This is a genomic window from Kitasatospora sp. NPDC015120 (assembly GCF_043080305.1).
GTDB lineage: Bacteria > Actinomycetota > Actinomycetes > Streptomycetales > Streptomycetaceae > Kitasatospora.
Genome location: NZ_JBIBVJ010000013.1, coordinates 64,177 through 90,055, shown reverse-complemented (window position 1 = coordinate 90,055; position 25,879 = coordinate 64,177). Strand labels below are relative to the sequence as shown.

At 75.1% G+C, this 25,879-nt stretch carries 23 protein-coding genes; 10 read left to right on the top strand and 13 right to left on the bottom strand.

What is annotated here, in order from left to right:
- The first annotated feature begins 33 nt into the window (after nucleotides 1-33).
- The 9 genes from ACF1AK_RS25965 to ACF1AK_RS25925 are packed head-to-tail and all read left to right on the top strand — an operon-like array spanning nucleotide 34 to nucleotide 8,831.
- Nucleotides 34-693 (top strand): HAD-IIIA family hydrolase, encoded by a 660-nt coding sequence (locus ACF1AK_RS25965; RefSeq protein ID WP_391501228.1) that lies wholly within the window; start codon nucleotides 34-36, stop codon nucleotides 691-693.
- Entirely contained in the window at nucleotides 690-1,757 is a 1,068-nt protein-coding gene (locus ACF1AK_RS25960; RefSeq protein ID WP_391501227.1) for a glycosyltransferase family 9 protein, read from the top strand. Before ACF1AK_RS25965 ends, ACF1AK_RS25960 begins: the two co-directional genes overlap by 4 nt.
- Nucleotides 1,754-2,716, top strand: coding sequence for a glycosyltransferase (locus tag ACF1AK_RS25955; protein WP_391501226.1), 963 nt, complete (start codon nucleotides 1,754-1,756; stop codon nucleotides 2,714-2,716). The genes ACF1AK_RS25960 and ACF1AK_RS25955 overlap by 4 nt, the downstream gene beginning before the upstream one ends.
- Entirely contained in the window at nucleotides 2,713-3,963 is a 1,251-nt protein-coding gene (locus tag ACF1AK_RS25950) for a glycosyltransferase (protein WP_391501225.1), read from the top strand. The genes ACF1AK_RS25955 and ACF1AK_RS25950 overlap by 4 nt, the downstream gene beginning before the upstream one ends.
- A complete protein-coding gene (locus ACF1AK_RS25945) occupies nucleotides 3,963-4,616 on the top strand; it encodes an SIS domain-containing protein (protein WP_391501224.1) in 654 nt (217 codons plus the stop codon). The genes ACF1AK_RS25950 and ACF1AK_RS25945 overlap by 1 nt, the downstream gene beginning before the upstream one ends.
- Nucleotides 4,613-6,025: a PfkB family carbohydrate kinase gene (locus tag ACF1AK_RS25940; RefSeq protein WP_391501223.1), complete on the top strand. Its 1,413-nt coding sequence runs from the start codon at nucleotides 4,613-4,615 to the stop codon at nucleotides 6,023-6,025. Before ACF1AK_RS25945 ends, ACF1AK_RS25940 begins: the two co-directional genes overlap by 4 nt.
- Entirely contained in the window at nucleotides 6,022-7,008 is a 987-nt protein-coding gene (locus tag ACF1AK_RS25935; protein ID WP_391501222.1) for a glycosyltransferase family 9 protein, read from the top strand. The genes ACF1AK_RS25940 and ACF1AK_RS25935 overlap by 4 nt, the downstream gene beginning before the upstream one ends.
- 9 nt (nucleotides 7,009-7,017) lie before the next feature.
- Nucleotides 7,018-7,920 (top strand): glycosyltransferase family 2 protein, encoded by a 903-nt coding sequence (locus ACF1AK_RS25930; RefSeq protein WP_391501221.1) that lies wholly within the window; start codon nucleotides 7,018-7,020, stop codon nucleotides 7,918-7,920.
- Entirely contained in the window at nucleotides 7,917-8,831 is a 915-nt protein-coding gene (locus ACF1AK_RS25925; RefSeq protein WP_391501220.1) for a glycosyltransferase family 2 protein, read from the top strand. Before ACF1AK_RS25930 ends, ACF1AK_RS25925 begins: the two co-directional genes overlap by 4 nt.
- A 12-nt stretch (nucleotides 8,832-8,843) precedes the next feature.
- Here the strand turns inward: ACF1AK_RS25925 and ACF1AK_RS25920 are convergent, their stop codons facing one another.
- The gene (locus tag ACF1AK_RS25920) at nucleotides 8,844-9,491 is read right to left on the bottom strand and encodes a hypothetical protein (protein ID WP_391501219.1); all 648 of its coding nucleotides are present in this window, start codon (nucleotides 9,489-9,491) and stop codon (nucleotides 8,844-8,846) included.
- A 661-nt stretch (nucleotides 9,492-10,152) separates the two neighbouring features.
- On the opposite strand from ACF1AK_RS25920, the gene ACF1AK_RS25915 reads away from it, so the two are divergent.
- Nucleotides 10,153-11,376, top strand: coding sequence for an MFS transporter (locus tag ACF1AK_RS25915; RefSeq protein ID WP_391501295.1), 1,224 nt, complete (start codon nucleotides 10,153-10,155; stop codon nucleotides 11,374-11,376).
- Nucleotides 11,377-11,425: 49 nt separating this feature from the next.
- Here the strand turns inward: ACF1AK_RS25915 and ACF1AK_RS25910 are convergent, their stop codons facing one another.
- From ACF1AK_RS25910 to ACF1AK_RS25855, 12 genes are all read right to left on the bottom strand, one after another.
- Nucleotides 11,426-12,133, bottom strand: a complete 708-nt coding sequence (locus ACF1AK_RS25910; protein ID WP_391501218.1) for a glycosyltransferase — start codon at nucleotides 12,131-12,133, stop codon at nucleotides 11,426-11,428.
- Nucleotides 12,134-12,271: 138 nt separating this feature from the next.
- Nucleotides 12,272-14,563: a catalase gene (locus tag ACF1AK_RS25905; RefSeq protein ID WP_391501217.1), complete on the bottom strand. Its 2,292-nt coding sequence runs from the start codon at nucleotides 14,561-14,563 to the stop codon at nucleotides 12,272-12,274.
- Between the two features lie 472 nt (nucleotides 14,564-15,035).
- Nucleotides 15,036-16,688: a malate synthase A gene (gene aceB, locus ACF1AK_RS25900; RefSeq protein WP_391501216.1), complete on the bottom strand. Its 1,653-nt coding sequence runs from the start codon at nucleotides 16,686-16,688 to the stop codon at nucleotides 15,036-15,038.
- Nucleotides 16,689-16,847: 159 nt separating this feature from the next.
- Nucleotides 16,848-17,450: an isochorismatase family protein gene (locus ACF1AK_RS25895; protein WP_391501215.1), complete on the bottom strand. Its 603-nt coding sequence runs from the start codon at nucleotides 17,448-17,450 to the stop codon at nucleotides 16,848-16,850.
- 232 nt (nucleotides 17,451-17,682) lie between these two features.
- Nucleotides 17,683-18,642, bottom strand: coding sequence for an alpha/beta fold hydrolase (locus ACF1AK_RS25890; protein WP_391501214.1), 960 nt, complete (start codon nucleotides 18,640-18,642; stop codon nucleotides 17,683-17,685).
- On the bottom strand, nucleotides 18,639-19,787 hold the full coding sequence (locus ACF1AK_RS25885; protein WP_391501213.1) for an NAD(P)/FAD-dependent oxidoreductase: 1,149 nt from the start codon (nucleotides 19,785-19,787) through the stop codon (nucleotides 18,639-18,641). Before ACF1AK_RS25885 ends, ACF1AK_RS25890 begins: the two co-directional genes overlap by 4 nt.
- Nucleotides 19,784-20,596, bottom strand: a complete 813-nt coding sequence (locus ACF1AK_RS25880) for an IclR family transcriptional regulator (RefSeq protein WP_391501212.1) — start codon at nucleotides 20,594-20,596, stop codon at nucleotides 19,784-19,786. Before ACF1AK_RS25880 ends, ACF1AK_RS25885 begins: the two co-directional genes overlap by 4 nt.
- 72 nt (nucleotides 20,597-20,668) lie before the next feature.
- Nucleotides 20,669-22,204: an ABC transporter substrate-binding protein gene (locus ACF1AK_RS25875; RefSeq protein ID WP_391501211.1), complete on the bottom strand. Its 1,536-nt coding sequence runs from the start codon at nucleotides 22,202-22,204 to the stop codon at nucleotides 20,669-20,671.
- A 68-nt stretch (nucleotides 22,205-22,272) separates the two neighbouring features.
- The gene (locus ACF1AK_RS25870) at nucleotides 22,273-23,103 is read right to left on the bottom strand and encodes an ATP-binding cassette domain-containing protein (protein ID WP_391501210.1); all 831 of its coding nucleotides are present in this window, start codon (nucleotides 23,101-23,103) and stop codon (nucleotides 22,273-22,275) included.
- Nucleotides 23,100-24,053 (bottom strand): ABC transporter ATP-binding protein, encoded by a 954-nt coding sequence (locus ACF1AK_RS25865; RefSeq protein WP_391501209.1) that lies wholly within the window; start codon nucleotides 24,051-24,053, stop codon nucleotides 23,100-23,102. Before ACF1AK_RS25865 ends, ACF1AK_RS25870 begins: the two co-directional genes overlap by 4 nt.
- 21 nt (nucleotides 24,054-24,074) lie before the next feature.
- Nucleotides 24,075-24,872: an ABC transporter permease gene (locus tag ACF1AK_RS25860; protein WP_391501208.1), complete on the bottom strand. Its 798-nt coding sequence runs from the start codon at nucleotides 24,870-24,872 to the stop codon at nucleotides 24,075-24,077.
- Between the two features lie 82 nt (nucleotides 24,873-24,954).
- Nucleotides 24,955-25,872: an ABC transporter permease gene (locus ACF1AK_RS25855; RefSeq protein ID WP_391501207.1), complete on the bottom strand. Its 918-nt coding sequence runs from the start codon at nucleotides 25,870-25,872 to the stop codon at nucleotides 24,955-24,957.
- Nucleotides 25,873-25,879: the final 7 nt, after the last annotated feature.

Genomic DNA, 25,879 nt, shown 5'->3' with positions numbered 1-25,879 from the left:
CCGCCGGGGCCGCAGGCGAGGAGAGGACCCACCATGACGCTTCCCACCGGTTCCACCGCACCGGCCGGCCCCGTGCCCGGCCGCACGGGCGCGGGCGGCCTGCGGCCGTGGATCCGCGCGACCGGGTCCGCGGGCCGGGCGGACCGCCCGGCAGCACCGCGGGCGGCCGTGCTGTTCGACCGCGACGGCACGCTCGTCCACGACGTGCCGTACAACGGCGATCCCGGCGCCGTGCGGCTGGTGGCCGGCGCGGCCGCCGCCGTCGCCGCCCTGCGATCGGCCGGAGTCCGGGTGGGCGTCGTGAGCAATCAGTCCGGGGTCGCGCGCGGACTGCTCACCCGCGGGCAGGTCGATGCGGTGAACCGGCGGATCGACACCCTCCTCGGGACGATCGACGTCTGGGCCGTCTGCCCGCACGGGCCGGAGGACGGCTGCCGGTGCCGCAAACCCGCCCCGGGACTGGTGCTGGCCGCCTGCCGGGTCCTGGGGGTCGCGCCCCGGCGGGCGGTCGTCATCGGGGACATCGGGTCCGACTGCGCCGCCGCCGAGGCCGCCGGGGCGTTCCCCGTCCTGGTGCCCGGCCCGGTCACCCGCGCCGAGGAGACGGCGGCGGCGAGGAGCGTCGCCGACGACCTCGCCGCGGCCGTCCGGCTGGCGCTGGGCCGGCTCCTTCCCGCCGGGCGGCCCTCGTGACGAGAACCCTCGTCGTCCGCCTCGACAGCGCCGGCGACGTCCTGCTCGCCGGGCCCGCCGTCCGGGCCGTCGCGGCCTCCTCGGCGTACGTGGCCGTGCTCTGCGGGCCCCAGGGCGCCCCGGCGGCCGAGCTCCTGCCCGGCGTCGACCGGACCATCGTCTGGGAGGCCCCCTGGGCCGGCTTCGACCCGCCCCCGGTGGACCCCGAGGACGTCCGGGCCCTCGCGGGGGACCTCGCCCGGCAGCGCTTCGACCGCGCCGTCCTCCTCACCTCCTTCCACCAGAGCCCGCTGCCCACGGCCCTGGTGCTGCGGCTGGCCGGCGTGCCCGCCATCGCCGCCGACTGCGAGGACTACCCGGGTTCGCTGCTGGATCTGCGTCACCGGCGCGCGCCCGGCCGGCACGAGGCCGAGGCGGCCCTCGACCTGGCCCGGGCCGCCGGGTTCCCGCTCCCCCCGCACGACGACGGCCGGCTGCGGGTGCTGCCGCCGCCCGACCTGCGGCACCTCACCGGTCCGGATCCCTACGTGGTCGTCCATCCCGGCGCGGCCGTTCCCGCCCGCGCCGCCGGTCCCGCGGTGCTCACGGCCGCCGTGCGCGCCCTGGCGGAGGCCGGGCGACGGGTGGTGGTCACCGGGAGCCCGGCGGAGAAGGAACTCACCGCCGAGGTCGCGGGGGCGCACGCCCTGGACCTCGGCGGCCGCACCGACCTCAGGGGCCTGTCGGCCGTCCTGGCCGAGGCCGACGCCGTGGTCGCGGGCAACACCGGTCCCGCCCATCTGGCCGCCGCCGTCGGCACCCCGGTCGTGAGCCTGTTCTCGCCGGTCGTGCCGGCCGAACGCTGGCGGCCGTTCGGCGTGCCGCACCTGCTGCTGGGCCGGCAGGACGCGCCGTGCGCCGCGAGCCGCGCCAGGGTCTGCCCCGTCGCGGGCCATCCCTGCCTGAACACCCTGACCGGCGCCCAGATCGCGGCGGCCGTGGGCCGGTTGACGAGCGGAGCGGTGCCGGGCACGGACGGGCCGCACCCGCCCGCCCGGCCGAGCACCAGGAAGGTGAGCTCATGAACATCCTGCTGTGGCACGTGCACGGCTCCTGGACGACCGCGTTCGTCCAGGGCTCCCACACCTACACGGTGCCCGTCCTGCCGGGGCGGGGACCGGACGGACTCGGACGCGCCGTGACCTTCGACTGGCCGGCCTCGGTGGTCGAACGGACCCCGCAGGAGCTCCGGTCCGCCGAGATCGACCTGGTGGTGCTCCAGCGCCCGCACGAGGCCGAGCTCGCCACCCGGTGGCTGGGCCGCCGACCCGGACGGGACGTACCCGCCGTCTACCTGGAGCACAACAGCCCGCACGGCGGCGTCCCCGACACCCGCCATCCGACGGCGGACCGGGACGACCTCGTCACCGTCCACGTCACCGGCTTCAACCGGCTGTTCTGGGACTGCGGGCACACCCGCACCCGGGTGATCGAGCACGGCGTCGTCGACCCCGGCCACCAGTACACCGGCACGCTGGCGAGAGCGGCCGTGGTGGTCAACGACCCGGTCCGCCGCGGGCGCACGACCGGCACCGATCTGCTGCCGTTCTTCGCGCGGCAGAGCCCCCTGGACGTCTTCGGCATGGGCACGGCCGGGCTCGCCGCCCACCTCGGCCTCCCCGAGGACCGCTGCCGGGCCGCCGACCTCCCCCAGGCCCGCCTGCACACCGAGATGGCGCGCCGCCGCCTCTACCTCCACCCCGTGCGCTGGACCTCGCTCGGCCTCTCCCTGCTCGAAGCCATGCACCTCGGCATGCCGGTGGTCGCCCTCGCCACCACCGAGGTGACGCGGGCGGTCCCGCCCGGCGCGGGCGTGGTCTCCACCGACCCCGCCGAACTCGCCGAAGCCGTCCACCACTACCTCACGGACGCCGCGGCCGCCGCGGCGGACGGCACCCGCGCCCGCCAGGCGGCACTCGACCGCTACGGACTGAAACGGTTCCTGGCGGACTGGGACCGCCTGATCGACGAGGTGACCCGGTGAACGGGCCCCTGACCATCGCCCTGGTGTCCGAGCACGCCAGCCCGCTCGCCGTGCTCGGCGGGGTGGACGCGGGAGGCCAGAACGTCCACGTCGCCGCCCTCGCCGGCGCGCTGGCGGACCTGGGCCACCGGGTGGTCGTCCACACCAGGCGCGACCGCGCCGGATCGGCCGAGGAGGTCGTGATGCGCCCGGGCGTCGTGGTCCACCACGTGCCGGCCGGACCGGCGCGCCCGCTCCCCAAGGACCAGCTCCTGCCGTTCATGGCCGCGTTCGGCGACCACCTGGCGCGCTACTGGGCCCACCGCCGACCGGACGTCGTGCACTCGCACTTCTGGATGTCGGGGCTGGCCGCCCTGCGCGGGGCCCGGCACCTGGGCCTGCCGGTCGCCCACACGTACCACGCCCTGGGCACGGTCAAGCGCCGCCACCAGGGCCACGAGGACACCAGCCCGGCCCAGCGGATCGCGCTGGAGTCGCACCTCGGCCGCACGGCCGCCCGGGTGATCGCCACCTGCAGCGACGAGGTGGCCGAACTCCTGGCCATGGGCGTCCCCGCCGACCGCATCAGGATCGTGCCCTGCGGCGTCGATCCGGACCGGTTCAGCCCCCGGGGGGACGCGGCACCGCGCTCGGCGCCGCACCGGCTGCTCATGGTCGGCCGGCTCGTGGCCCGCAAGGGCGGCGCCACCGCGCTGGAGGCGCTCGCCCGGCTGCCCGACACCGAGCTGGTGGTCGCCGGCGGCCCCCCGGCCGACCGGCTGGACACCGAGCCGGAGTGCCGGCGGTTGCGCGCGCTGGCCGTCGAGCACGGCGTGGCCGACCGGCTGGTCCTGCTGGGCGGCGTGCCCAGCACCCGGATGCCGGCCCTGCTGCGCAGCGCCGACCTCGTGGTCTGCCCCGCGCACTACGAGCCGTTCGGCATCGTCCCGCTGGAGGCGATGGCGTGCGGCGTGCCGGTGGTCGCCACCGCGGTCGGCGGGCACCTCGACACGGTCGCCGACGGCCGGACGGGCCTGCTGGTGCCCGCCGGGTCCGGTGCGGCCCTGGCCGCCGCGGCCGCCAGGCTGCTCGGCGACCCCCGGCTGCGCCGTGACTTCGGGGCGGCGGGGCGCCGTCGTGTCCTCGCCTTCTACGGCTGGGACCGGGTCGCCGCGAACACCGAGAAGATCTACCAGGAGGCGGTGCGCCGCGCTCCCGCGGCGCTGCCGCCGCGGGCCCGTACCGGAGCACCGTCGGGAGGACTGTGATGAGCGCTCACTTCCACGGGCGGGCTCACGACCTCGCGGAGGCCGCGCGGCACTGCGCGGCGCTGGAGGACGCGGTGCGCGCGCTGCGCGGCGAGCAGCTTCCGCTGCTCACCAGCTGGGGCCAGGCCCTGGCCGGCCTGCTGCCGGCCGGCGGGCGCCTGCTCGTCGCGGGCAACGGCGGCAGTGCCGCGCAGGCGCAGCACCTCACCGCCGAACTCGTCGGCCGCTACCGCGTCGAGCGGCCGCCCTTCTCCGCCCTCGCCCTGCACGCCGAGACGTCCGCGCTGACCGCGATCGGCAACGACTACGGCTTCGAGGAGGTGTACGCCCGCCAGGTGTCCGCGCACGGGCGGCCCGGCGACGTCCTGATCCTGATGTCGACCTCGGGGCGCAGCCCCAACCTGCTGCGGGCCGCCGACGCCGGCCGCCGGTCGGGGCTCGGGGTGTGGGCGATGACGGGCCCGGCCCCCAACCCGCTGGCCGGCCGGGCCGACGAGACGCTCGCCGTCGCCTCCGGGACGACCGCCACCGTCCAGGAGGTCCACCTGACGGCCCTCCACCTGGTCTGCGAGGCGTTCGACGCGGCCCTGGCCCGCCGCACCGGCGGGCACGCCCCGTCCGAGGACGCCCGGCGGGCGGGTGAGGTCGCGTGAACGGGCCGTTCGTGGTGGTCGGTGACAGCCTGCTCGACATCGACGTCGACGGCGCGGCCACCCGGCTCGCCCCCGACGCGCCGGTCCCGGTCGTCGACGTCGCGTCGGAGCGCACCCGGCCCGGGGGCGCCGCGCTCGCCGCCGTCCTGGCGGCGCGCACCGGGCAGGAGGTGGTCCTGCTCACGGCGCTGGGCCGCGGGGAGGCCTCGGCCGAGCTGCGGCGCGCCCTGGGGGGCCGCGTCACCCTGGTCCGGATGCCGCTGGACGGCGACATCCCGGTCAAGACCCGGATCCGGGTCGACGAACGGCCGCTGATCCGGATCGACCGGGGCGGTGGACGCCCCGGCGCCCCGGACGCCGCCGCCCGCCGGGTGCTCGGGTCCGCCGGGGCCGTGCTGGTGGCCGACTACGGCCGGGGCTCGGCGGACGTGCTCGGGCCGCTGCTCGCCGCGGCCGCCCGGCGCTGTCCGCTGGTGTGGGACCCGCACCCGCGCGGCGGTCCGCCCGTCCCGGGCGCGCGGCTGGTGACGCCCAACGCGGCCGAGGCGCGTTCCATGGCCGCCGCCCTGGACGCCGGGTCCGGCTCGGGCGACCGCCTCGCCGACCACACCCGGCGGGCCGCGCTGCTGGCCCGCCACTGGCGGGCCGCGGCGGTGGCGGTCACCCTCGGTGCGCGCGGCGCCCTGCTCAGCCGCGGCACCGACAGCCCGATCCTGCTGCCCGCGCCCTACGGGGCGGTCGGTGACCCCTGCGGCGCCGGCGACTGCTTCGCGGCACACGCCGGCGTGGCCCTGGCCAGGGGCGCCATCACCGAGGAGGCGGTGCACAGCGGGGTCGTGGCCGCGACCGACTTCGTCGCCTCGGGCGGCGCCGGCGCGCTCCCCCCGGAGCGGCCGGCCGGCCGCTCCGCGGAGCCGCTGCCGACGGGGGCCGCGGAACTGGCGGCCGCCGTCCGCGCCCGGGGCGGAACCGTGGTCGCCACCGGAGGCTGCTTCGACCTGCTGCACGCCGGGCACGTGGGCCTGCTGGAATCGGCGGCCCGGCTGGGCGACTGCCTCGTGGTCTGCCTGAACTCCGACGACTCCGTCCGGCGCCTCAAAGGGGCCGGGCGGCCCCTCAACCCGGCCGGCGACCGTGCCAGCGTGCTGGCGGGGCTGGGCTGCGTCGACGCCGTCGCCGTCTTCGAGGAGGACACGCCGCACGCGGTCCTGCGTCACCTGCGCCCGCACCTCTGGGTGAAGGGCGGGGACTACACGGTGGACGGCCTGCCCGAGGCCGCCGTCCTGGCCGAATGGGGCGGCCACGCCCTCGTCCTGCCCTATCTGAGCGGGAGGTCCACGACCGCCCTGGCGAACCGGGCCGCCGCCGCGGGGGCGGGCGGAGCGGGATCCGCGGGGGCGGGCGCGTGAGCGGGCCCGGGGACCGGTCGCGGCTGCTCGTCCTGCGCGCGCTGGGCCTCGGCGACCTGCTCACCGGGGTCCCGGCCCTGCGGGCGCTGCGCCGCCACCACCCCGGCCACGAGCTGGTGCTGGCGGCCCCCGGCCGCCTGGCCCCGGCGGTGGCGGCCACCGGCTGCGTCGACCGGCTGCTCGTCACCGGTGCCACCGGACGCCGGGTGCCGGGCGAACTGCGCTGGACCGGGCCGGCGCCGGCGCTGGCCGTCGACCTGCACGGCTGCGGCGAGGAGAGCCTGCGGCCGCTGCGGGCCCTGGGGCCCCGGCGGCTCATCGGCTACGCGGCACCGGAGGCCGGCGGCGCCGGATGGCGCCCGGACGAGCACGAACGGGACCGCTGGTGCCGTCTGCTGCGCAGCCACGGCATCCCCGCGGACCCGGCCGACCTGCTGATCCGGCCCCCGGCGGTCCGCTCCCCCGCCCCCGGGGCGGTGGTGCTGCACCCGGGCGCGGACGCGGGGGCCCGCCGTTGGCCGGCCGCCCGCTTCGCCACGGTGGCCCGTGAACTGCGGCGCGCCGGCCGGCCGGTGGTCGTCACCGCCGGCGCGGGCGAGGCGGCCCTCGCCCACGAGGTGGCCTTCCTCGCCGGCCTGCCCCCCGGTGCGGTCGTCGGCGGGACCGCGGACGTACCGTTCGAGACCCTGGCGGCGCTGGTCGCCGGGGCGAGCGCGGTGGTCGCCGGGGACACCGGCCTGTCCCACCTCGCCACGGCCCTCGGCACCGCCTCGGTCACCCTCTTCGGCCCGGTGTCGCCCCGCCTCTGGGGACCGCCCGCCGACGCCCGCCACCGGATCCTGTGGCGGCCCGGCCGCGACGACGGCGACCGGCCCGGCGACGCCCACGGCGAGGACCCCGACCCCCGCCTGCTGCGGATCGGCCCGGACGACGTCCTGTCCGAGCTCCGGGCCCTCCTGCGCCCGTGCGGACGAAGGAGGTGACGGCGGTCGATGGAAAGCCCGTCCGCCGCCCGCGCACCCCGGATCGGCGTCGTGGTCATCACGCGCAACCGCCGGGAACGCCTGCTGCACACCCTCGACCGGCTGCAGAGCCTGCCCGAGGCCCCGCCCGTCCTCGTCCTGGACAACGCCTCCGCCGACGGCACGGCCGCCGCCGTGCGCGCGCGTCACCCCGCCGTGGCCGTGCGCGTCCTGCGCCGCAACCGGGGCGCGGTGGCCCGGAACGCGGGCGTCGAACAGCTCGGCACGCCCTACGTCGCCTTCAGCGACGACGACTCGTGGTGGCGGCCCGGGGCGCTGGCCCTCGCGGCCGGGCTCTTCGACCGGCACCGGCGGCTCGGCCTGCTCGCGGCCGCCACCCGCGTCTGGCCCGGCGGCCGGTCCGACCCCATCGACGACCGGCTCGCCGCCTCCCCGCTCGGCGTGGCCTCCGACCTGCCGGGGCCTTCGGTCCTGGGCTTCCTCGCCTGCGCGAGCATCGTCCGCCGCAGCGCGTTCCTCGACGTCGGGGGCTTCCACCCGCTGCTGCACTTCGGCGGGGAGGAGACCCTGCTGGCCCTCGACCTGGCCGCGGCTGGCTGGGGGGTCGCCCACTGCCCCCAGGTCGTCGCCCACCACCGCCCGGACCCCGGCCCCCGGCCCGGCAGGCTCGTGCGCATGCGCCGCAACGAACTGCTCACCTGCTGGCTGCGCCGGCCGTGGCCGCACGTCGCCCGGCAGAGCGCCTGCCTGGTGCGGGAGGCCGCCGGGAACCCGCAGGCCGCCCGCGCGCTGGTCGGCGCGTTCCCCAGGATCCCCGCCGCGCTCGCACTGCGCAGACCCCTCCCTCCGGAGGTGGAGCGGTCCGTGGCCCGGCTGGAACGCGCCGGAACGGCCGGCGGGGAGGCCCGATGACCGACCGGCGCATCGCCGTCGCCGTGATCACCCACAACCGCCGCGACGAGCTCCTCCACACCCTCGCCCGGCTCGCGCTGCTGCCCGAGCGGCCCTCCGTCGTCGTGGTGGACAACGCCTCCGCCGACGGGAGCGCGGCCGCCGTGCGGCGGTGGCACCCCGAGGTCCGCCTGCTCACGCCCGGCCGCAACCTCGGCGCCTGCGGCCGCAACCTCGTGGCGCGCGAGCTGGAGTGCCCCTACCTGGCCTTCAGCGACGACGACACCTGGTGGGAGCCCGGGTCCCTGCGCGCCGCCGCCGATCTGCTGGACGCCCACCCGGACGTCGCCACCGTCACCGCCCGGATCGTGGTGGAGGATCCGGCCGCGCCGCACCGGCCGCCGGCGGACGACCCCATCGTGGCCGAGCTGCGGGACTCCCCCGTCCCCGCCCCGCCGGGCCTGCCCGGTCCCGCCCTCGGTTCGTTCCTGGCCGGGGCCACGGTCGTCCGGCTCTCGGCCTTCCGGGCGGCGGGCGGCTTCTCGCCGCGGCTCTGGCTGGGCGGGGAGGAGGAACTCCTCGCCCACGACCTCGCGGCCAGGGGCTGGTGGCTCGTCTACGCCGCCGGGCTCACCGTCCACCACCGGCCGTCACCGCTGCGCGACCCGACGCTCCGCCGCCGCCACGGGATCCGGAACACCCTGTGGACGACGTGGCTCCGGCGCCATCCCGCCAGCGCCGTGCGGCGCACCGCCCACCTCCTGCGCACCGTCCCGCGCGACGCCGTCTCCGCCCGCGCCTTCGCCGAGGCCGTCGCCGGCCTGCCCTGGGTGGTGCGGGAGCGCCGGCGGGTGCCGCCCCGGGTCGAACACGCCCTGCGGCTGCTGGACGAGTCCCAGCGATCGTCGACCGCACGCCGCTACGTCGGTTGAGCGCCCCGGCGCTCAGAGGAACAGGATCTCGCGCGCGCCCAGCCGCGCGCCGCCCGCCGGTGCCCCGTCGGTGCACCCGGCGGCCGGCTCCGCGGCGCCCGGGTCCGCGGCCCGGCCGGCGCACAGGGCCCGGCGCTTCCGGCGCTCCGCCCCGGGCGGCAGCGGCACCCGCGCGGCCCGCTGCCAGGGCTCCCCGCACCCCTGCGGCGCCGCACAGTGCCCGGGCACCCAGTACTCCACCAGCGGCGGTCTCAGGCGCAGGGAACACGCCAGCAGGGCGGCCCACCGCGCCGCGCCGGCGGCGGTCCCCCGGTCCCCGCACCACGGCGCGGCGCAGAGGTCGGCCCCCTTCACCAGGAACGAGAGGTGGCGGACCGCCTCGTCGCAGCGCGTCCCCTCCAGGCATTCCAGCTCCGCCTGCGGAGCGCCCAGGAAGGCCAGCACCTCGCGGGGCGGGGCCGCGTGCGGGGCCGGCCAGGCGCCGGGCACCACGACCCGCAGTCGTACCCCGGACGCCGCCAGCATCGCCATGCAGCCGCCGAAGCCAGCGACCGCGGCACCCAGCGGGGCGGCGACGACCACGGCCTCCCGCACTCCCTCCGGCACTCCCGCCACCGGCAGGCAGGGGGACGGTCCGTCCGCTCGTCCAGCCTGTTCCATCGGCCGTCGTCCTTCCGGGAGAGGGGAGAGGAGGGGCTGCGTCCCGGAGCGCTCGACGGTGCTCGGCGGCGCTGGGTGGCGCTGCGTGGCGCTCGGTGGCCGGGCCCGCCGGCGTGGTCCGCGCGGCCGGACCAGGAGGGGCGGCCGTCCGCCCCCACGACCAGCGTTCACGATTCCCCCGCGGACCGCACGCCGGGGCCGCCGCCCCCGGCGGCGCGCGGGCCGGCCGCACCGGCCCGGTCGCGGAGCGTCACGCCGCACCGGGCGCGACCGCCGGCCGGGCGCGCTGTGACCGACACCACCGCACGGACGACGGCCCAGGTCAGGACCGGTCTGACGGCTCCCGCGCGGGGCGGTGTGACGCGATCGACGGTCCGGGATCCCCCCGGACCGGTCAGGATGGACGGCGCCGCTCCGTCGCCCCGGCGTCCGAGCCGCTCCGGCTCCCGCACGGCGACCGTCCGCCCGGAGCCCCCGTCTGTGCCCCCACCCGATCCAGATGTGAGACGTGCTGCCCACCACCAAGGCGTCGCCGGCGACCCCGGACGTCCTCCTCCCCGCCCAGCGACGCGGCCCGGACCTTCGTGCTCCGGGTCGCGTCGCCCCCGCGACCGCCCCGGCCGGATCCCGCGCCCCGTGGCGCTCCCTGCGCCACCGGAGCATGCGCTGGTGGTCGCTGGCGAACCTGGTCTCGAACGCCGGTGCCTGGATGCAGCTGACCGTCCAGAACCTCCTGGTCCTCCAGCTGACCGGTTCGGCCGCCGTCACCGGCCTGTCGCTCGCCCTCCAGGTCGCCCCCGGCCTGCTGCTCGGACTCGTGGGCGGCGCCGCCGTCGACCGCTGGCCGCGCAAGCTCACGGCCACCGTCAGCCAGGCGGCCCTGGCCGCGATCGCCTTCGCCACGGCGGCCCTGGTGGCGCTCGGGGCGCTCAGTGTCCCGGCCCTGATGGTGCTGGCCGTCCTCACCGGGCTGATCGCCACGATCGAGGGGCCGGCCTGCGCCCTGCTGGGCAACGACCTCGTGCCGCCGGAGGACGTCCCCTCGGCGATCTCGGTCGGCTCGGTCGTGCACAGTGTCGGACGGCTGGCCGGCACCGCGTCGGCCGGCGTCGTCGTCGCCCTGTTCGGGATGGCGAGCGCCTACGTGGTCAACGGCATCTCCTTCCTCCTGGTGGCGGCGGTCATCCCGTTCCTGCGGCCGGCCGCGGGCGTCGCCGGGGCTGGCGTGCACCGGCCGCCGTCCGAGGGGCACGGTGTCCGGGACGGCATCGCCTTCTTCCGCAGCCGGCGCCGCCTGGTGGCGCTGGCCTGCCTGACCGGCCTGGGCTCGGTGCTGGGCCGCAACTACGGTCTGACCCTCGCCGCGCTGGTCAGCGGCGCCCTGCACGGCGGAGCCCAGGACTACGGCGTGATCGCCACCGTCCTGGCCGTCGGCGGGATCACCGGGGCGGTGCTGGCCGGACGGCTGCGCAACCCCTCCGTGCGGCTGGTGGCCGCCCTGACGGCGGCCGGCGGCATCCTCCAGGGCCTCGCCGCGCTCTCGCCCACGCTCCTGTTCCTCGCCCTGCTGGTCGTCCCGATGGCCGTGCTGGAGTCGCTGAGCGACACGGCCGTCTCGACGATCCTGCAGACGGACCCGCCGGCGCACATGCGCGGCCGGGTCCTGGGCGCCTGGCGCAGCGTCAGCACCGTCTGGGGCCTCGCCGGACCGCTCGTGCTCGGTGCGTCCATCCAGGCGCTGGGCGCCCGGGGGGCACTGCTGTCCGGCGGGCTGATGGTCGGCGGGGCGGTCGGCGGGGCCGCCGCTGTGCGGCGCCGGCCGGCCGGCGCGGCCGCGGACGCGGAGCGAGCCGCCGTCACGGAACAGGTCGCCGTCGCGGCCTGAGGCCCGCCCGCTCCCCGGCGGCCCCTCGCCGGACGAACGCGACCCCCCGCTACGGGCGGGCCGTGCGGGTGCCCAGGGCCTCCCGGTAGACCAGTTCGGTGAGGGCGGCGGCCCGGCTGCGGGGGCGGCGGCCCGGTGCCTGCGGCCGACGCGGGGCCGAGCGGTCCCCGTCCTGCGGGACGAGCCGGATCCGTTCCTCGGCGACGCCCATGGCCCGCAGGACGCCCAGCTCGTCGTGACCACTCGCGAGGACCCGGTCGGCCTGCCGCCCGACCGCGGTCTCGATGGCGATCCGGCCGGACGCGCTCACCCCCCGGCCGTCGTCGTGGCCGCGTACCGCGCTGCCGCCGAGGGCGTGGAAGGTCTGCACCAGCGGGATGCCCAGGTAGTGGGCGCCGGGCAGGGCGACGAGCCCCGAGGTCCAGAAGTGCGCGTGCGCGATCGTCGGCGGGTGGTGGATCCAGTAGTCGGCGAGCCGCTCGCCGAGGGCCGCCAGGTGGCGCAGCACGTCCTCCTCGGAGGTGCCCCGGGCCGGGCCCTCGCCCACGTGGTGCACCAGGACGCCCGGGCAGAGCGGCACGTGTTCGCCGAGCCGGGTGCCCTCCCGCCGGGTGTGCACGGTGACCTGGTGGCCGCGGCGGGCGAGGGCCCGGGACAGGGCTGCGATCCGGACGCCCCACGGGTCCGCACCGGCGCCGCCGGGCGGGAGGAGGGGGCTGATCCTTTCGGACACCAGCGCGATGTGCAGCGAAGTCATCGGAGCCTCACCTCCCGGCCAGTGTGGCCCACCCCCTTCGGAGCACGCCAGCCGGCCGTGCCGCGGGGCCGCCCCACCGGTCGCTTCCGGCGGGGCGGCCCCGTGGCCCGCACGTGACGAGCGCCCTCCGGGCCCCGGTCAGCGGGCGGTCTCGGGCGGCGGGGGGAAGCGGTCCCAGACCCGGTGCGCGGCGAGGAGGCCGAGGAGGCCGTCGAGGACGGCTTCGCCGTCGTCGCCGAGGACGATGCCGGGGGCGCCGGCGGGGATCCCCGCCTCCGCGAGCGCCCGCTCCGCGCCGCCCCAGCCGCCGATGGCCTTGGCGTGCCGCCAGGCCTCGGTCAGCAGGAGGACGACCCGCGGGTCCGCGGTGTCACCCGGGCCGCCGGCGCCGGCCTTGGCGTCGCGGCCGCCGTCGGCGTCGACGGCCGGGCCGGGGGTACCGGCCAGCAGGATCGCGTCGAACTCGGTCGAGCGGGCGGTGGCGAAGCTCCGCTGGACGGCGACCGGGTCGGCGCCCTCGCCGGTCAGTTCGCCTCCGGTCGGGCCGATCACCAGGGGCACCAGGCCGGCGTCGAAGAGGGCCCGCCGGACGGCGGCGAGCTGCGCGAGATCGGCGGCGGAGTCGGCGACGATCCCTACGATCCGGCCGTCGGCGGGCCATTCGCGGCCGAGCTGGGACAGCGCGGGGCTGGGCGCCGGGTCCGCGAGCGGCTCCGAGGCCCGCGGCGCGGGCAGACCGAGGCCGTTCGCGACCTGCGCGCACAGGTACGGGTCGATGTTGGCGAGCGCCAGCAGCGTGCGCTCCTTGACGGCCTTGTGGTGGCACTTGCCCAGCTCGAACGTGTACGCGGCGATGATGTGCTCGCGTTCGGGCGCGCTCATGCTCAGCCAGAACAGCCGGGCCTGGCTGAAGTGGTCGTCGAACGACGCCGGCGCCTCGCGGACCTTGGACGCGGCGGCGAGCGGCGTGGGGTGTTCGATGAACGGGCGGTCTTCGGCGCCGGCGAAGAACGGGCAGCCGCCGTCGAGGGAGTTCGGCTTGTACGGGGCCACACCGGAGTGGACCGCGTCCTGGTGGAAGCCGTCGCGCAGCATGTCGTTGACGGGCGCGTGGGTCCGGTTGATCGGGATCTGCGCGAAGTTCGGGCCGCCCAGGCGGGTGATCTGCGTGTCGAGGTACGAGAAGAGGCGGCCCGCGAGCAGCGGGTCGTCGGTGACGTCGATCCCCGGGACGAGGTGACCGACGTGGAAGGCGACCTGCTCCACCTCGGCGAAGAAGTTGGTCGGATTGGCGTTGAGCGTCATCAGCCCGACGGGCCGCACCGGAGCCAGCTCCTCCGGCACGATCTTCGTCGGATCCAGCAGGTCGATGCCCTCGAACGTCTGCTCCGGCGTGTCCGGGAAGGTCTGGATCCCCAGCTCCCACTGCGGGAACGCGCCCGCCTCGATCGCGTCGTAGAGGTCACGGCGGTGGAAGTCCGGGTCCGTGCCCGCGATCAGCTGCGCCTCCTCCCACACCAGGGAGTGCACGCCGAGCTTGGGCTTCCAGTGGAACTTCACCAGCGTGGTGGCGCCCTCGGCGTCCACCAGGCGGAAGGTGTGGACCCCGAAGCCCTCCATCGTCCGGAAGGAGCGCGGGATGCCCCGGTCGGACATGTTCCACAGCGTGTGGTGGGTGGCCTCGGTGTGCAGGGAGACGAAGTCCCAGAAGGTGTCGTGGGCGGACTGCGCCTGCGGGATCTCCCGGTCCGGGTGCGGCTTGCCCGCGTGGATCACGTCCGGGAACTTGATGGCGTCCTGGATGAAGAACACCGGGATGTTGTTGCCGACGAGGTCGAAGACGCCCTCGGTGGTGTAGAACTTCGTCGCGAAGCCGCGGGTGTCGCGCACCGTGTCCGCCGAACCGCGCGAGCCGAGGACGGTGGAGAACCGCACGAACACCGGTGTCTCGACGCCTTCCGCCAGGAACGCCGCCTTCGAGAGGCCGGAGCCGGTGCCGTAGCCGCGGAACACCCCGTGCGCGGCGGCGCCACGCGCGTGGACCACCCGCTCCGGGATCCGCTCGTGGTCGAAGTGCGTGATCTTCTCGCGCAGGTGGTGGTCCTGCAGCAGCACCGGCCCGCGCGGACCGGCCTTCAGCGAGTGGTCGGAGTCCGCCAGCCGGGTGCCGTTGGCCGTGGTCAGGAAGCGGCCGTTCTGCGCCCGCAGGCCGGCCGCGCTGCCCGCCTCCCTCCCGCTGGCCGACAACGGGGCGGGCGCCCGCTGGTCGGGACCGGGCGGCAGTGGCGGGCGAGGCTCGGTGGGCTCGGCCACCTGCGGCGGCTCCGTACCCGGAGCACCCGGCACCTTCGGCCCGGGGTGGCTCGTCTCGTCGGTCAGGGCGTCGACGACCGCGTCGGCGGCCTTCTTGAGGGGACCCGGCGTTTCCATGGGCGGTCTCACCTTCGCGTAGGGGTGCCGTGGCGGACCGGGCGGGAGCGCCCGCGGGCCGCGACGGCGCGGGTTCGCCGAAGCGCGGGCCGTCGCCGGGGCGGCCGGGACGTGGTCCGGCACGCCGCGGAGGGCGGCCCGGCGGGCCGTCTGCCCGGGTTCCGGCCCGCTACTCGTTCCCCCGGCCGATCGACCGCTTCCGGCTACCCCGAGCCTGCGGGTTCCCCTCCGCTCCCGCATCCCGGCGCGACCGGCCCGTCACCGAGGGTCACCACCCCCGCCCGTGGGCGGAGCGGGGCCCGCGCCTCCCCTCCCCGGACCGGGGGGAGGCCCCGAAGCGGTCCCCCGTGGCCCCCTGGCCGTCCCCGGGCCGGCCGCGCGGCCCCGCCGGGCCGGCCCGGCGACTCGGAGCAGTCGTCGGGACGGCCCGCGGACCGCCGGCCGGGGAGCTCCTCCGCGCCGGCGAGGGGGATCAGCCCAGCAGGGGAAGGGCCGGAAGGGTCAGGAAGTCCTCGAACTCCTCGGCCAGGACGACCTGTTCGAAGAGATCGGCGGCCTCCTGCCAGCGGCCGGCCCGGTAGGCCTCCTCCCCCAGCTCGGCACGGAGCTCCGCCAGCTCCGCGGCGACCAGTGCGCGGACCAGCTCGGCGGTGGCCTGCTCCCCGGTGTCGGCGAGGACGACCCCGTTGTTGACCCACTGCCAGACCTGCGAACGGGAGATCTCGGCGGTGGCCACGTCCTCCATCATGTGGAAGATGCCGACCGCGCCGAGCCCGCGCAGCCACGCCTCCAGATAGCGGACACCGACCTGGACGGCGTTGTGCAGCCCGGTGCGGGTGCAGCTGCCGCCGGCCCCGGCGACGTCGAGCAGCTGGGCGGCGGTGACCGGCTCGGACGGGCCCGGGTTGTCCTTCTGGTGCGGGCGCTCGCCGAGTACCGCGTCGAAGCAGGCGCGGGCGACCGGCACCAGGTCCGGATGGGCGACCCACGAGCCGTCGAACCCCTGGCCGGCCTCGCGCTCCTTGTCCGCCGTGACCTTCGCCAGCGCGGCCGCGTTCACCTCGGGGTCCCTGCGGCTGGGGATGAACGCGGCCATGCCGCCGATCGCGTGGGCGCCGCGCCGGTGGCAGGTCCGCACCAGCAGGCGGGTGTAGGCGGCCATGAACGGGGAGGTCATGGTGACGGTGTTGCGGTCCGGCAGGACGTACTGGGCGCCGGCGTCGCGGAAGGTCTTGACCAGGGAGAACAGGTAGTCCCAGCGGCCCGCGTTGAGGCCGGCCGCGTGGTCACGCAGTTCGTGGAGGATCTCGTCCATCTCGAACGCGGCGGTGATGGTCTCGATGAGCACGGTGGCGCGGACGGTGCCGTGCGGGATGCCGAGTTCGGCCTGGGCACGGGTGAACACGTCGTTCCAGAGCCGGGCTTCGAGGTGGCTCTCGATCTTCGGCAGGTAGAAGTACGGGCCGGAGTTCGGGTCCTCGGGGCCCTTGGCCAGCAGCCGGGCGGCGTTGTGGAAGAAGTACAGGCCGAAGTCGACGAACGCGCCGGCCACCGGGACGCCGTCGACCAGCAGGTGGCTCTCGTCGAGGTGCCACCCGCGCGGGCGGACCACGACCGTCGCCAGCTCGGCGGCCGGCCGCAGGGCGTACGCCTTGCCGGCGGGGGTGGTGAAGTCGATCCGGCCCTCGAAGGCGTCGATCAGGTTGATCTGGCCGCCGACCACGTTCTCCCAGGTCGGGGCGGTGGCGTCCTCGAAGTCGGCGAGCCAGATCCGCGCACCGGAGTTGAGCGCGTTGATCACCATCTTGCGGTCGGTCGGACCGGTGATCTCGACCCGGCGGTCCTGGAGCGCACGCGGCGCCTCGGCCACCTTCCAGTCGCCGGCCCGGACGTCCGCGGTCCCGGGGAGGAAGTCCAGCACGCCGGTCCGGGCGATCTCGGCGCGACGGGTCCTCCGCCCGGCCAGGAGCTCCTGCCGGCGGCCCTCGAAGGCGCGGTGGAGGCCGGCGACGAAGGCGAGCGCCTCCGGAGTGAGCACCTCCTGCGCCCGGTGGACGTGCGGACCGGCGACGGTGACCACCGGATCGGCGGGGGAGGCGCCGGCGGGTCCCTGATGTGCAGCCATGAACAGGACTCTCCTCAGACGGTTGGGGTGGCGCCACGTGGCGCCACGGGCAGGAGGGGTGCGGGTGAGAGCCGCGCCCGGTGGGGTGCTTGAACCGGGCGCGGCTCCGTCAACGGCGAGCGGCGCCGGGGGCGTTGCTCGCGGGGGCGGGGGCCGGGGTCAGGCGGCGGCCTCGTCGTCCGGGGCGCCCGCGAAGGCCCGGGCGATCTCGTCGACCGAGCGCACCACGCCGATCAGCGGCAGGATGTTCGTCACCGAGAACGCGTGGCCCTCCGCCGTGACCGAGGACATGGCCTCCTTCGCGAACACCACGTTGTAGTAGTGCTCGTACGCGGCCCGACCGGTGCCCTCGACGCCGAAGTTGGTGGACATCCCCAGCAGGACGATCGTGGTGATCCCGTGCCGGCGCAGCTGCACGTCCAGGTCGGACCCGTGGAACGCGTTCCAGCTGCGCTTCGCGATCACCGGCTCGGTCGGCGTGGGCGCGACCTCCGGGAGCAGCTCGTCCCAGCCCGGCTCCCGGTGGGGCCGCGCCGGGCGCATCCGCTCGATGCGCAGCGGCTGCAGCGAGTCCGACTCGTCGGGGAGGAAGGAGGTGCGGACGTGGACCACCAGCGATCCGGCGGCGCGCGCGGCGTCCAGCAGCCGCAGGCTCTGGCCGAGCACCTCCTCCGGCGAGTGCGGCTCGGCCCCGTGCGAGAGGTTCGCTCCCTGGAGGTCGATGCAGACGAGGGCGGTGGTGGCGGGGTCGAAGAGATTCATGTGGACCTGTTCCTGTCGGGGCAGCGCGTTGTCCGCTGCGGTGTTCCGGCGGGTCTCGCCGGAGGATCGGGCCGAGGACGCGGGGCCGGCCGGCACGGACCGTGGCGTGCCGAGGGGGGCCGGCGGCACCTGGCGAGGCGCGGGGGCCGGCGCGGCCGCGTCCCGGTGGACGGCTGTGCGACGAAGCGCGATCGTTTCGCGATCGATGGCGATCGGCGGCGATCGGCGGCGGTCAGTCGCGGCCGGGGCCGAGCATGGTGTGCACCGCTTCGGCGCACGCGTGGATGCCGTGGCCGGAGAGCAGGATGTCGTAGTGGTTGGTGCCGGCGACCTCGGTGATCCGCACACCGGGCCACCGCCGCCGGTAGTCGTCGAGGATCGCGGCCGTGTAGAGGCCGGGGCGGGCGGCGACCAGGTCCCCTTCCGCGACGATCAGGTGGACCGCGCGCCGGCGCGCGGGATCCCCCATGACGCGCTCGACGCCGCGGCCGAAGTCCGGTGCGCCGTACACGTCGTCGGAGTCCGCCTGCATCGCCTCGGCCGGGGTGGAGGCGCGGAAGCCCCCGGCGTCGCCGGCGACCAGGTCGTAGCGGAAGCTCTCCTCCGCCACCGGGTCCACCCCGTCGGCGAAGGCCGGGTGGGCGCGGAAGAAGTCCAGGTACTCCTCGACGCCGTCGAACACCATGGAGAGGCGGGCCGCCGGCCCCACCGCGGCCAGCGGGTCGTCCGCGTCGGCCGCCCTGGCGGTCCGGGGAGGCCGGGGAAGGCCCCCGTCGATGAGGACGAGCCCGCGGAAGCGGTGCTCCGCCGCCGCGAGGTCCCCCTCGGCGAGCCCCGCCAGGGTCATCGCGACGAACCCCCCGAGGGAGTGGCCGACCAGGGTCACCTCCCCGGGCCCGGCGAGGGCCTCGACGGCGGCCAGCACGTCCCGCGCGTGCGCCCGCATCCCGTACGGAGCCCCGAGGTGCCGGGAACCCGCCCGGCCGCGCAGGTCGGGGGCGATGACCCGGACGCCCGGCAGTGCGGCGGCGAGACCGGCGAGGAAGAGGTGGTTCGAGGTGATGCCGTGGATCGCGCAGACGGTGGGAACCGGCCCGGGCGGGGGTGCCACCGGCTCCCACACCCCGACCGTGGACCGACCGCCCGCGACCTCGACCCGGGCCCGCCGGTACGCGTGGGAGGCGGCCGTCATCGGCCCTCGTCCCCGCCGGACCGCCGCTCGACCGCCACCGTGAAGGCGGCGAGCTCGGGAGCCGCCTCGCCCAGCACATCGCGGGCGACGGCGTCGCCGAGCAGCGGCGCCATGGTGAGCCCGGCCGCGCCGTACCCGGCGAGCAGCCAGAGGCCGTCGGAGCCGGGCACCCGGCCGACCACCGGCAACCCGCCGTCCGCCATCGGGCGGATGCCCACCCTGGTCTCCAGCACGGTCGCCTCCGCGAGGCCCGGTGCGAGCTCAAGGGCGTTGCGCAGGACCGACAGCTGCCCGGCCGCGGTCACCCTGGGGTCGAATCCGCTGCCGGTCTCGCGGGTGGCCCCGACGGCGATCCGGCCGCCGTCGAAGGGCGTCATGTAGTGCTCGGCGAACGGGTGGAGGGTCGGCCACGGCGAGGTGTTGACGCCGCGCAGTTCCAGGTGGACGATCTGCCCGCGCTGCGGGCTGACCCCGACCCGCAGGCCGAGCCGGCCGAGCAGACCGGTGACGCGCGCACCCGCGGCCACGACGACCGCGTCGGCGTCGAGGTTCACCGTGGTGGTCCGGATCCGCCAGCCGGCCCCGGAGGGCTCGATCGCGACGACCGGGTCGACCAGGTGCCGGGCGCCGGACGCGACCGCGCCGCTCAGGGTCGCGTCACGGAGCACCCGGCCGTCGACGCGGCCGCCGCCCGAGACGAACAGCCCGCCCAGTCCGGGCGCGAGCGCCGGGAAGAGCTCCCGTGCGCGGGCACCGTCCACGCGTTCGAGGGTGCCCGCCACCGGTCCGGCCTCGCGCACCCGGCCGGCGATCCGCTCCTCGGCGGCGTCGACCTCGGCGGCGTCCGCGCTCACCATCAGCGCACCCGAGCGGCGGTACCCGAGTTCGGGGAGTCCGAGCGCCTCCAACTGGGACAGGAACTCCGGGTAGTAGCCGCCGCCGGCGGCGTAGGCCGCGTAGAAGGCACCCTCGGAGGAGGACACCCAGGGCGCGATGATCCCCGCGCTGGCCGCGGTCGCCTGGCCGAACCCGCCGTCGTCGACGAGGGTGACCCGGGCCCCGCGGCGCGCCAGGTGGAAGGCCGTGGTCACACCGGCGATCCCGGCGCCGACGACGACGATGGAGGAGTTCTTCACGTTGTTCACTTCCCGTGGATCTCTTTCTGTGAGAGGCCTCGTGCGCCGTCCAGTTCCGCGGCGAGGGCGAGGGCGGCCCGCTTCAGGCCCGTGACGGTCTCGGCGAGCACCGCGTCGGACATCCGCAGGGTCGGGGCGGAGAGCGAGAACCCGAGGAGTTCCCCCCTGAGGGGGATGGCCACCGAGACGCACCGCATCCCCGCTTCCTGCTCCCCCTCGTTCACGGCGAATCCGCGCTCGCGCACGACGGCCAGCTCGGCGAGCAGGTCGTCCGGATCCGTGAGGGTCGACTCGGTGAAGCGCGGCATCCTCGTGTGGTCGAGGATGGTGCGGACCCGCTCGTCGGGGAGCCGGCTGAGCAGCATCTTCCCGATGGCCGAGGAGTGCGGGTACAGGGGCTCGTCGAGGCTGGTCCAGATCCTGATCGACCGTGACCCCGGCGTCTTGGCCAGGTAGACGACGTAGTCCCCGTTCAGCGTCCCGACGGCGACCGATTCGCCGTAGCGCCTGGCGAGATCGTCGAGGTAGGGCTGGGCGACGAGGGTGATCGCCTTCTGGTTGCCCTTGGCCAGCTTCAGCAGGCGCGGCCCCGGCAGGTACTTGCTGTGCTCGTCCTTGCGGACGTAGCCGAGTTCGTGGAGGGTCTGCGCCAGGCGGTGGACGGTGCCGACCGGCAGGGCGCTGTGACGGGCCAGGTCGGAGACGCCGATCGGGTCGTCACTGCCGACCACGGCCTCCAGGACCGTGAACGCCCTGCGGAGCGACTGCACGGCGCCGGCCGTTCTCTGACCACCACCGTTCGCGTCAACGGTCCCCATGGTGTGTTCTCCTTCCCGCATCGATCCGGCAGGGGTCCGGGCGGCACCCGTGTCCGCCCGGCTCCGCGCGTGCTACTTCGCGAGCGTCACGTCGTCGAACACGAACCCGTCGTCGGCACGCGGCGTGAACGCCACGTCCTTGGAGACACCGAACGCCGCCGGCTGCGTGTACAGGGAGACCATCGGCCGGTCCGTGTCGGCGATGATCTTCTGGACCTCGTAGTACGCCGTCCTGCGCGCGGCCTCGTCCATCGTCCGGTTCGCCCCGGCGAGCAGTTCGTCGACCTTCGGGTTGCTGTATCCCATCCGGGGCTTGCCCAGGACGGTGGAGAAGCCCTGGAGCGCGTACGAGGAGTCCATCAGGCCGTCCGCGAAGGCGACCTGGTAGACGTCCTTGTTGGTGTACTTGCTGTAGATGTCGCCGAAGGCACCGCCTTCGAGGATCTCCAGCTCGACGGTGAAGCCGGCCTTCTTGAGCATCGCGGTCACCATCTCCGCGAGCTCGGCGTCCATCGGGTAGGTCCCGCGCGAGGCGCTGTAGTGCAGCTTCACGCTGCGCCCGTCCGCGGCCGCCTGCTTCACCAGTTCCTTGGCCCGCTCGGGGTCGTACACCGCGGTGTTGTAGAGGGACGGGTCCCCGCCGAACACCGTCTTGGGAGCGCGCGTGCGCACCGGCGTCGCCTTGCCGCCGAAGAGCGTGTCGACGATCGCCTTCTTGTCGATCGCGAGGTCGATCGCCTCACGGACCCGGGGGTCCTTCGTCGCGTACTGGTCGTCCAGGCGCAGCACGAGCAGCATCACCCTGGTCGTCTCGCCGAGCTCCAGCGCGGTCCTGCCGGAGTCGACGCGCTTCCAGTCGATCACCGGGACCTCGGTCGCGACGTCGACGCCACCGGTGAGGAGTTCGGAGACGCGGGTGGAGTTCTCGGGAATCGTGCGGACCTCGACGCGCTTCCACTTCGGGGTGCCTCCCCAGTAGGCGTCGTTGCGCTCCAGGGTGACGCGGTCGTCGCGCTTCCACTCCACGAACTTGTAGGGCCCCGAACCGAAGGGGGCCTTCACGAACTCCTCGATGCCGTTCTTCTCGATGTAGGCCGAGGGAACGATGTCGGCGCCGCTCTTCGCCAGCACCGCGAGCAGGGTCGGCATCGCGCCCTTGGTCGTGATCCGGACCTCGTGGTCGCCGACCGCCGTGGCGTCGGCGATCTGCTCGAACCACCGGGCTTCGAGCAGCGCGGGGTCCTTCAGCCGGTGGATCGTGAACACGACGTCCTTGGCGGTCAGCGGCGACCCGTCCTGGAACGTGACGCCCTCGCGGAGCCGGAACGTCCAGTTCTCCTCGTCCACCTGCTTGTAGTCGGTCACCAGCTGGGGAACGATCTTCATCGACCTGTCCCTGGTGAACAGCCGGTCGTAGATGTTCCGGTTGATCCGGTCCGCCGAGGTCTGCACGGCGTTCTGCGGGTCGAGGTTGCGCGGATCGACGTTCTGCGCGAACACGAGGGTGTCCTTGTGCGCGCCGGCCTCTCCCCCGCCGCTCGCCACGGGCATGCAGCCGGCCAGCGGTACGGCTGCCACGGCCAGCGCCGCGGTGAATCTCTTCTTCATGGTCGGTCCTTTCACGAACGGTTCGCGTGCTCCCGCTGATGCCGGCGGGCCGGGTTGCGGTCGGAGGGTCAGCGCGTCCTGAAGGGCTCCGCGCGCGAGGACTCGATGAGCCGCCGGGTGTACTCGTGGCCGGGGCGGTGGAGGATGTCGTCCGCCGTGCCGTGCTCGACGACCGCGCCCTTGTACATGACGCTGATCCGGTCGCTCATGAAGTGGACGCTCTCCAGCCCGTGGCCGATGAAGACGTAGGTCAGGCCCAGCTCCTCCTGGAGGTCCTTGAGGAGGTTGAGGATCTGGCTCTGGATCGAGACGTCGAGCGCGGAGACCGGCTCGTCGCAGATCAGCACCTGGGGCTTTCGCGCCAGTGCGCGGGCGATCACCAGACGCTGCCGCTGCCCGCCCGAGAACTCGTGCGGGTACTTCTCCAGCGCCGCGGCCGACATCCCGACCTGGTCGGTGAGTTCGGCCACCCGCCGGGCGATCTCCGGCCGGCTCGCGCGCGGCGCCACGGTCAGCGGCTCCGCGAGGATGGAGCGGACGTTCATCCGCGGGTTCAGCGCGGAGTACGGGTCCTGGAACACCATCTGCGCCGCGGTGCGTCCCGCGGCCGTCGTGCGCCCCCTGGCGTCGAAGACCGGTGCGCCGGTGATCAGGACGTCGCCCGAGGTCGGCGTCAGCAGACCGGCCAGCATCCGGGCGACCGTCGTCTTCCCGGAGCCCGACTCCCCGATGATGCCCAGGGTCGCCCCCTTGGGCACGGACAGACCCACGTCGCGCACCGCGGCGAAGTCCTTCTTGCGTCCGAAGAATCCGTCGGCGACCCGGAAGGTCTTGCACAGGGCCGTCACGCGGACGGCCGCGTCCGGGGAGGCGCCGGACAGCGCGGTGTCGGCGGTCATCGTGCGCCCTTCGACTCGGTCAGACGGTCGGTGTGCCAGCAGGCCGAGGCCTGGCCCAGGAACTCCGCGAACGGCGGCTCGTCGGCGCACGCCCCGGTGGCGAACTCGCAGCGCGAGGCGAACCGGCAGCCGTCGGTCCACTCGTCGGGCGGCGGCACCCGCCCGGGGATGGCGGTGAGCCGGTCGGCCTTCGAGCCGAGGGAGGGCACCGAGCGCAGCAGGGCGTCGGTGTACGGGTGCCTGGGCTCGGACAGCACCCGTTCGGTCGGGCCGCTCTCGGCGATCCGCCCCGTGTACAGCACGGCGACCGTGTCCGCGATCCGGCGCACCACGTTGAGGTCGTGGCTCACCAGCAGCAGGGCGGTGCCCGTCTCGACGGTGATGTCGTAGATGAGCTTCAGCACCTGGTCCTGCACCGTGACGTCGAGGGCCGTGGTGGGCTCGTCGGCGAGGAGCAGCCGGGGCCTTCCCAGCAGGGCCATCGCGATCATGACGCGCTGGCGCATCCCGCCCGACAGCTCGTGGGGACGCTGGCGCAGCACCCGCTCCGGCTGGTGGAAGCCGACCCGGTCGAGCATCGACAGCACATCGGCGCGCGAGGCGGAGACGTGCCGGGCGGCCTCGCCCAGCTGGTTGCCGATCGAGAGGACCGGGTTGAGCGAGGTCAGCGGCTCCTGGTAGATCATCGAGATCTCACGGCCCCGCAGCTGCCGCATCCGGCCCGCGGAGACCCGGGAGACGTCCTCGCCCTGCCAGACGATCCCGCCGCCCGAGATCCGCAGTCCCCGCGCCAGCAGGTTGATGACCGCCATGCAGGTGAGGCTCTTGCCGGAGCCGGACTCGCCCACCAGCGCCACCCGTTCGCCGGCGCGGATGTCGAGCGACACGCCGTCGACGAGCGTGAGGTCGCGCTTCTCCGCCTTCACCCGGAGGTCCCGGATGCTGAGCATGGGTTCGTTCCCGTGCATCGTTCACACCCCCAGTCGCGGGTCGAGCGTGTCCCGCAGCCAGTCGCCGAGCAGGAGGATCCCGAGCACCGTGCCCGCGATCGCCAGGCCCGGCAGCGTGCTCAGCCACCACGCGTTGGTGATGTAGTCGCGGCCGCTGGTGAGCATCAGGCCCCAGGAGACGTCGGGGGGCTGCACCCCCAGGCCCAGGAAGCTGAGCGAGGACTCCGTGATGATGATGGTCGCCACGCTCAGCGTGGAGAGCACGATGAACGTCGGCATGACGTTCGGGGTGATGTGCCGCAGGAGGATCCGGGTGTGGGAGACCCCGAAGTTCTTCGCCGCCTCGACGAACAGGCGCTCGCGGATCTCCAGCACCTCCGCCCGGATCTGACGGGCGTACACCACCCAGTTCGTCAGGCCGAGCACCACGACGAGCGTCGTCAGACCCGGCTTCACCACGCCGAGGATGACGAGGATCAGCAGGATGCCGGGGATGGCGAGCAGCGCGTCGACCAGGCGCATGATCACCGCGTCGACGAACCGTCCGTAGTAGCCGGCGAGCAGGCCGGCCACCAGACCGATCGTTCCGGCCAGGACCACGCCGAGCACCCCGACCAGCAGCGAGATGCGCGAACCGTCGATGAGGCGGCTGAGCATGTCGCGGCCGAGGTTGTCGGTGCCCAGCGGGTGGGCCGGGTCGCTCCCCTCGAACGGGAGCGGCGGAATGAGCGCCTGCGACGGGTCGATCGCCGCGGGGTCGTGCGGCATTATCCACGGCGCGAATATCGCGACGACGGCCGGCACGATCAGCAGGACCATTCCGGCGATCGCCGGAAGGGGAATGCTCCGGATGGCCTTTCTGCGCCGCGCGGCGGTGCCCGCCCGCGGAAGGCCGATGGATTCAGTCAAGGTTGATCCGCCTGTCGACGAGCTTGAACGAGATGTCGGACAGCATGCTCAGCCCGATGACCATCACCGCCACGACGAAGACCGCCGCCTGCACGATGGGCATGTCCCGCTGTGTCACCGCTTTGACCAGGAGCTGTCCGAGCCCCGGCCAGGCGAATACGGATTCGGTGACGAGTGCGCCGCCGAGCAGCGCCGAGAACTGGAGCACGGTGATCGAGGCGACCGGGATGAAAGCGTTGCTGAAACCGTGCTTGAAGACGACGAGCGATTCCCGCAGGCCTTTTCCGTACGCGGTCCGGATGTAGTCCTGCCCGAGGATCTCCACCATGCTCGAACGCACGAGCCTGGTGATCTCGGCCGCGGTGCCCGTGCCGAGCGTGACCATGGGAAGTACCAGGTGGGCCCAGGTGCCGCTGCCGGAGACCGGGAGCCAGCCCAGGTTCACCGAGACGAGCATGATCAGCATGATGCCCAGCCAGAAGGTCGGCACCGCCTTGGCGACGACCGATATCGAGGACACCAGGTGGTCGACCGCCCCACCCCGGTGCATCGCCGCCCACACCCCCATCGGAATGGCGATGAAAAGCGCCAGGACGATCGATCCGACGGCGAGCATCAAGGTGGCCGGAAGACGCTCCAGCACGATTGCCAGAGCGGGCTCATGGTATTGGTACGAGTCACCGAAATCACCGGTGACGGCCGAGACGATGTAATGCCAGTACTGGACCGGCAGCGGGTCGTCCAATCCCATCGCGTCGCGAATCGCCGCAATGCGCTCGGGCGTGGCGTTCTCACCGAGCATCAGCGCGACCGGATCCCCCACGATGTACACGAGGAAGAAGACGATCGTCACGATCAGGAAGAGGGTGGGGACGACTTCCAGTAGACGTCGTCCGACATAGTAGCCCAACGATCCT